At 71.6% G+C, this 6,387-nt stretch carries 4 protein-coding genes; 1 reads left to right on the top strand and 3 read right to left on the bottom strand.

Annotated features, from left to right (window positions below; translation table 11 throughout):
• Positions 1–82: 82 nt before the first annotated feature.
• Entirely contained in the window at positions 83–1,228 is a 1,146-nt protein-coding gene (locus AB0H93_RS40925) for a S8 family serine peptidase (protein WP_358581522.1), read from the bottom strand.
• 151 nt (positions 1,229–1,379) lie between these two features.
• Positions 1,380–4,595: a right-handed parallel beta-helix repeat-containing protein gene (locus AB0H93_RS40930; protein WP_358581524.1), complete on the bottom strand. Its 3,216-nt coding sequence runs from the start codon at positions 4,593–4,595 to the stop codon at positions 1,380–1,382.
• A gap of 417 nt (positions 4,596–5,012) precedes the next feature.
• On the opposite strand from AB0H93_RS40930, the gene AB0H93_RS40935 reads away from it, so the two are divergent.
• A complete protein-coding gene (locus AB0H93_RS40935) occupies positions 5,013–5,813 on the top strand; it encodes a HAMP domain-containing sensor histidine kinase (RefSeq protein WP_358581526.1) in 801 nt (266 codons plus the stop codon).
• 202 nt (positions 5,814–6,015) lie between these two features.
• Here the strand turns inward: AB0H93_RS40935 and AB0H93_RS40940 are convergent, their stop codons facing one another.
• Positions 6,016–6,291, bottom strand: coding sequence for a hypothetical protein (locus AB0H93_RS40940; protein ID WP_358581528.1), 276 nt, complete (start codon positions 6,289–6,291; stop codon positions 6,016–6,018).
• Between the last annotated feature and the right edge of the window lie 96 nt (positions 6,292–6,387).

A 6,387-nucleotide genomic window follows, 5' to 3' on the forward strand; every position in this document is an offset into this window, starting at 1 on the left:
GGTGGGCGGAGATTGCGTGGCGAAGGGGCGTCGTCTTCGGGTGAAAACGGCGTTTCGGAAGCACTCGCCCCGGGCGGTGGGTTCAGGGGGCCGCGCGCCAGCCGCGCTTGCGGCCTCGGGGGATGATCGCCGCCGCGATCGTCACGGCCGCGATCACGACCGCCGCCGCCGTTGCCACCACTGCCGCCGTCACCTCTGGCGTCGTGTCCACGGGTGGTGGCATGTGGACCGCTGCCGGGACGACGGGCGGCTTTCCCCCTGCGGTGGGGAATTCCGCCGTCAGCGCCGCCTCCGGATCGATGACTCCGCTGCCGAGCAGCGGGTCCGGGGCGCTGCCGGGCGGCGGGTAGGCGGTGTCGCGCAGCCGGCGCACCACCTCCTGCGGGGACAGCGCCGGGCGGTACGACAGGACGAGCGCTGCGGCGCCCGAGACCTGCGCGGCCGCCACCGCGTCGCCGCCCGAGACGAACAGGCCGTTGCCGCGCGGGCCGATGCCCGTCATCATCGCGCCCGGGGCGGCGAGGTCGACCTTGATCTCGGGTGCCGAGGCGCGGACCGGGGCGCCGTTCGGGGCGATCGCCGAAACCGCGATCACCTCGGGATATGCGCCCGGGAACGACGGGACCGCCTTGTCGGGGTCGCCGGTCGAAGAGGGCGCGATGACGACAGCCCCGGCCGCCGTGGCGTCCCGGACTGCGGCGGCGAGGGTGCCGTTGCCCTCGGTGACCGCGGCCGAGACCTGGATGACCCGGGCCCCGCCCGCGACCGCCGAGCGGATGCCGTTGGCCACGCCGTCCGCCGTGGCGTTGCCCGCCTGGTCGGTGGCGCGGACGGCCACGATGCGCGCGCCGGGGGCGATGCCGGTGAATCCGCCGCCCTGGCGGGGAGTGGCGGCGATCAGGCCCGCCACGAAGGTGCCGTGGCCGACGCAGTCCTCCCCGGCGTTGGCGACCCGGCCGGCGAGGGCCGGGGACGTCGCGTCCACGCCGGTGTCGACGACCGCGACCGTCACGCCCGCGCCGTTCGCGTGCTGCCAGGCGCGGTCGGGGCGGAGCATCGCCTGTGCCCACGGGATGTCATTGGTGTCCACTGTGGACGCCGTGCGGCAGCCCTGGTAGCTCGACAGGACCGGGGTGATCGGTGGCAGGTCCGGCGCGGCGCTCGCCGCCGGAGCGGAAAGCACCGAGATGACCCCGAAAACGGCCGCCCACTTGGCACAAGTTCGCACGCCCCGAAGCTATGCCCTGGCGCTCGAAGGCGACACGTCCCCAAAAGGGGATCGCCGTGCCGGGGCGGCCGCCGTCGGGTCTGCTGAGTCCGCAATTTCCATTGCAATTGGACCTTCGATTTCAATGGAAATTGCGGACCCCCGGGGCCCGTCAGAGGGGGAGGTCGGAGGGTTGGAGGTTCCGGAGGTCTTCGAGGGTTGGCGACTGGAGGGCGCTGATGCGGCCCGCTTGGCGGGTCATCGTCGACTCCAGGAGCTGGCGGGCGTAGCGGGCGTTGCCGAAGTTCCGGTCTCGCGGCACCTGCTCGAAGTGGTCCAGCAGCGCCGATCGGACGGCCTCGCCGCACTCGTAGCCGTTGGTCTCCGCCGTGCGCTCGAAGATGCTGACCAGCTCCGACGCCGTGTAGTTCTCGAACTGCACGTGGCGGGAGAACCGCGAGCCCAGGCCCGGGTTCGAGTCCAGGAAGTCCTGCATCTCCGCCGGGTAGCCCGCGACGATCACCACCACCTCGTCGCGGTGGTCCTCCATCAGCTTCACCAGCGTGTCGATCGCTTCGCGGCCGAAGTCGTTGCCGCCGGAGGACGTGAGCGTGTACGCCTCGTCGATGAACAGCACGCCGCCCCGCGCCCGCTCGAACGCCTCGCGGGTCAGCTGCGCGGTGTGCCCGATGTACTTGCCGACCAGGTCGGCTCGCGCGACCTCCACCAGCTGGCCCGTCGGCAGCACGTCCAGCCCGGCCAGCACCTCGCCGTAGAGCCGGGCCACCGTGGTCTTGCCGGTGCCGGGCGGCCCGGCGAACACCAGGTGGTTGCTGATCTTCGGCGTCGGCAGGCCGGCGGCGGCCCGCCGCTTGTTCGCCTCCAGCAGGTTGACCAGGTCTTCCACCGCCGACTTCACCGAGCCGATGCCGATCATCTCGCGCAGCCGGGTCAGCGCCGACGGCTTGTCGTCCGCCGCGGGTTCCGGCTCGGCGCCCACGTCTTCGGGCAGCATCCGGGACAGCTCCGGCCCGTCGGCGTCCGGCAGCGCGGCCAGCCGGACGGCCTGCCGGTCGATCATCTCCTCGAAGAGCTTGCGGGCGGCGCGGCCGTTGCCGAAGTCGGCGCCGCGGTGCATCCGCCCGAAGTGCTGTTCGAGGGCCTCGCGGGTGCCTTCGCCGAGCTCGTAGCTGTGCGCCTCGCACATCTTCCCGACGATGGTGACCAGCTCGGGCACCGAGTAGTTCTCGAACTCGATGGTGCGGTTGAACCGCGACGCCAGGCCCGGGTTGGACGCCAGGAATCCCTGCATCTGCTCGGAATACCCGGCCGCGATGACCACCACGTCGTCGCGGTGGTCCTCCATCAGCTTCACCAGCGTGTCGACCGCCTCGCGGCCGAAGTCGGGGCCGCCGCCCTCCTGCGCGTTCAGCGTGTACGCCTCGTCGATGAACAGCACGCCGCCGAGTGCCTTGTTGAACGCCTCGGTGGTCTTGATCGCGGTGCCGCCGACGATCTGCGCGACCAGGTCGGCGCGCGCGACCTCCACCAGGTGGCCGCTGCGCAGCGCGCCGAGCGAGGCGAGCACCTCGCCGTAGAGGCGGGCGACGGTCGTCTTGCCGGTGCCGGGCGGCCCGGCGAAGATCAGGTGCCGGCTCATCGGCAGCGCGGGCAGCCCGGCCGCTTCGCGGCGCTTGGCCATCTCCGTCAGGTTCACCAGCGTCGTGACCTGCTCCTTCACCCCGTCCAGGCCGACCAGCGCGGTCAGCTCGACCAGCGGCCCGGCCTCGGCGTCGGTGGTGTTGGCGTTGTCGCGGCTGTCCAGGTTCTCGATCTCCAGCCGGTCGCCGCCGCTGCTGGTGCTGTTCGGGGTGTTGACGCCCGAGCCGCCGTTGCCGGTGGCCGTGCAGTTGGTCACCGAGACCGGTTCGGTCGTCTCGACGCGGACGCCGTCGCGGGTGTTGTCGACCAGTTCGCACTCGTCGAGCGTGGCGCGGCCGCCGTTGCTCACCAGCACGCCGTGGCCGTCGTTCTTGCGGATCTTGCTGCGCAGCATGGTCAGTTCCGCGTGGTCGGCGACGGTCACGCCGTCGCCGGTGCAGTCCCGCACCTCGCAGTCCCGGAACATGCCGGTGCCGCCGGGTTCCACGGCCACGCCGGTGGCGGCCCGGATCACGGTGCCGCTGACGTACGGGTCGGCGTCCTCGCCGATCCGCAGGCCGACCTTGGCGACGTCGCCGATCTCGGACTCCTCCAGCCGGCCGTGCCCGCCGCCGAACACCGCGATCCCGTCGCCGCGCGCCTCCTGCACGGTGACCCGGCGCAGCATCGGGTTCGCCCCGGCGCCCACGCTGATCCCGGTGCCTTCGACGTCGCGCACTTCGAGCCGGTCGAACTCCGCGACCGACTCGTCGGTGAGCACCACGCCTTCCTTCGCGCTGTCGTGCACGGTGGTCTCGCGGAAGCTTGGCCCGGCCAACTCCCCGACGTGGATGGCGGCCTGCTTGGTGCCGAACACCCGCAGCTGTTCGTAGCTGCCCTTGGCCTTGTCGGTGATCAGCAGGCCGTGCGCCTTGCTGCGGCCGACGCGGCAGCCGGTCAGCACCGGCTCACTGCCGCCGAGCACCACGACGCCGTGCTCCCGGGTGCCGGTAATCGAGCAGTCCCGCAGCGTCGGGCGGCCCGTGCTGTTCAGGTAGGCGCCGATCGCCACGTCCTTGACGGAGGTGTTGCTGATGGCGGTGCTGCTGGAGCCTTCCAGCGCGATGGCGGGCTTGTCGGTGCGGGAGATCTGGCAGTCCTCGACGGTGCCGCGGGATTCGGCGTTCGCGCAGATTCCGTTGCCGCGGCTGTCGCGGAGCACGCAGCGGCGGATCGTGGGAGCGGCGCGGTCGCTGATCACGATCGCCGAGCTGCCGAGGTGCTCGATCACGCTGTCCTCGACGACGCTGCCCGCCTCGGAGGTGTCGACGATGCCGGCGCCGGAGGAGTTGGTGACCCGGCAGTCGCGCATCGCCAGCGAGCCGGATTCCCTTGCCAGCACGGCGGTCCAGGCCGAGCCGGTGACCTCGCAGTCGTCCATCGCGGCCTGGCCGCGCGGAACGTCCACAGTGGGCAGTTCGGGGTCGCGGCCGCGCAGCACCAGGCCGCTGAGCTGCACGGCCTCGGACACCACCCGCACCGCGCTGCCGCGGACCGGGGCCAGCTCCACGGTGCGCGAACCCTCGGCGGCGGTGATGGTGACGACCTTGGTGATCACCAGGTTCTCCTGGTAGCGGCCTGGGTGCACCGAGATGACCGCTCCCGGGCGGGCCTGCTCCAATGCCGCCGTGATGGTCCGATGACCGTCGGGCCCCTCCGGGCGGACCGAAAGCACAGGCCGTGCCACGCCACTCTCCTCCATCGACCGCGCGGATCCAACGACCGCTAAATCCGCTTTGCGTTGAAACGGTGTTCCCAGCCTGCCCTGCGCGATGCGCGAGCGTTAGTCCCAACAACGTCGCCCGCCGACCCCTTTTCATGGGACTCCCGGAGCGTGGTTGCCGGGAGGTTAAATGGAACGGACGATTCGGAGAGCCGGCCGTCCCACCCGGACCGGGCGAACGCACTTGAGGACTGTTTCGAGAGTGGCTTGCGCAGCGGTGCGGGTGGCGGAACCCCGGCGTGGGATCCCCGAAAGCAGGAAGGACCGCGCTCGCGGAGAACCCCGCGGGCAGGTCCACGAGAACCCGCGGCGGCGCGAGCCGCGACCCGCACCGCGAGCGGCCACCGCCGCCGAAGGAACAGATCTCAGGGGTGACCAGACGTGGCCAGGGTGAGCAAGGCGCTGGCTGCGATGTGCCTCGCGTCGGGCGCGGTCGGGTGGGCGCTCGGCCGCTGGACCCGCCGCTACCCGCAGCCGGAACTCCGCTGGCTGCGGCAAGAACTCACGGCCGCGAGCAACGCGCTGATCGAAGCGGAGCAGGGCCGGGCCGACCTGCGGCGCGCGCAGCGCGAGCTGATCACCGCCATCTCCCACGAACTGCGCACCCCGCTGGCCACCATCCGCGCCGCGGCGGAAGCGCTGCAGGACGGCGTGGCGCAGGAACCCGAGCGATACCTGGAAAGCCTGGTCGGCGGCGCGCAGCGGCTGAACCGGGTGACCGGCGACCTCTTCGAGCTGGCCCGCATCCAGGCGGCGCCGGTGGAACGGATGCCGACCCGGCTGGCGGACCTGCTGGATTCGGCGCTGGCGACGGCGCTCCCGGTCGCCCTGGAGCGCGGAGTGCGGCTGCACGGCGTCGGCCTGGACAGCGCGACCGATCCGGTGCTGGTCGACATCGCGGTGACGACGCGGGCCCTGACGAACCTGGTGATGCACGCGGTGCGGCACACGATGCCGGGCGAGCCGGTGACGGTGACGGCGGTGGTGTCGGGTGACGAGATCGAGGTGATCGTGGTCGACGGCTGCGGAGGGCTCATGGACATCGGCGACTCCGTCGAGCCGGGCGACGTGGGCCTGGCGATCACCCGCGGCCTGATCCGCGCGCACGGCGGAGACGTCCGGATAGACCAGGTCACCGACGGCTGCCGCTTCATCGCCCGCGTCCCGGCGGGCATTTCGTGATGTAGCGGCGGGCGGCCGGGCGTGCTCGACGGCCTGCGGAGTCTGGTCAACGGTGACCGGGCGCGTGGGGTCGGGGGCATCGCGCCCGGTCACCGGGGTGGGCCGGTGCGGGTGGGGGTTGAGGGAGGTCGCCGCACCGGCCCTGCTCGGGTGTCGTGAGTGCTGGTTCCGGTAAGGGCCGGAGTGAGCGCTCACGAGCTTTTTAGGGCCGTAGGTGGTGGCGTCCGGTGGGTTCGTCTGGGTCGGTGGTGGGGAATTCCGGTGGTATGCGGGGATGTTCGTGTTCCGAGCCGCGTTCTTCTCGGGTTTCGGCTTCGATGTCGGCGATGAGGTGCCAGACCGTGTAGGCGCCTTCGCCGCCTCCGGCGTGCTGGCCCGTTGTCGCGAAGGCGATCGCCCGCGTGGGGATCTGGGTGGTGAGCATGGCGAGGATCAGCAGGTTGAACAGGACGAACGTGCTGAGCTGAATCCAGAACATCGGTTTCTCCCTATCGTTGATGTTTCCGCTGGACAGTGGTCGTGAGTGGTTGTGGCTGCTTTTTGGGGGCCCCACAAAAAACCCCCCCCCCCGCCG

Source organism: Saccharopolyspora sp. NPDC050642 (assembly GCF_040654735.1).
Taxonomy (GTDB): Bacteria; Actinomycetota; Actinomycetes; order Mycobacteriales; family Pseudonocardiaceae; genus Saccharopolyspora; species Saccharopolyspora elongata.